The following is a 660-nucleotide window of genomic DNA, read 5'->3' as shown; positions in this document are numbered from 1 at the left end:
CAATGCCCATCATGCGCATCCGCTTCGCCACAGTCTTACGGTTAAGTGAAATGTAGTAGCGCTCGGCGAGCTCTGCGGTGATCCGCGGAGCACCATAAACCTCATCGGAGTCTTTCCAAATCTGATGAATCTTTCGGTCAACATCATCGTAAAATGCTGACCGATCATCCTTTCCGGATAGTCGTTTCTGCTGCGCATGGGCCCATTTGTAGTATCCAGACCGAGACACTTTTAATAGCCGTGCCATGCGTTTGATGCTGTAGTTTGCCTTCTCCTGCTGCATTAGTTCGAACTTTTCTGCTCGCGTTGCTTCGCGGCGAAGAAGGCTGTCGCTTTTGACAAAAACTCATTATCCATCTTGGCTTCTGCCAACTCACGGCGCAGACGAGCATTCTCAGCACGAAGATCAGCCTCACTCATCCCATCTGAGGATCCTCGGCGTTCACGCTCGAGTTTGACCCACCGGCCTAAAAGCCCGGCGGAAACACCGATTTCCTTAGCCACATGAGCGATCGGTCGCTCTGACTCGATTACCAGGTTTGCGGCTTCACGCCGGTACTCCGGCGTGTATTTCTTGCGCTGTTGACTCACAATGAACATCCTCTCTTACGGACACAAGATCCGTACAAATAGGGTGTCCACTAAACGAGGGTAACCTCA

The 660-nt window shown here is 51.7% G+C and carries 2 protein-coding genes; both read right to left on the bottom strand.

The annotated features are described in order from the left end of the window. On the bottom strand, positions 1-283 hold a 283-nt coding region (locus HMPREF0307_RS08980), incomplete at its 3' end, for an IS3 family transposase (RefSeq protein WP_156435921.1). Beyond that, entirely contained in the window at positions 283-591 is a 309-nt protein-coding gene (locus HMPREF0307_RS08975; protein ID WP_077210039.1) for a transposase, read from the bottom strand. The genes HMPREF0307_RS08975 and HMPREF0307_RS08980, both read right to left, overlap by 1 nt. Between the last annotated feature and the right edge of the window lie 69 nt (positions 592-660).

This window comes from Corynebacterium sp. DNF00584, from assembly GCF_001552965.1.
GTDB classification, from domain to species: Bacteria; Actinomycetota; Actinomycetes; order Mycobacteriales; family Mycobacteriaceae; genus Corynebacterium; species Corynebacterium phoceense.
This window is presented reverse-complemented; position numbering and strand designations above follow the sequence as displayed.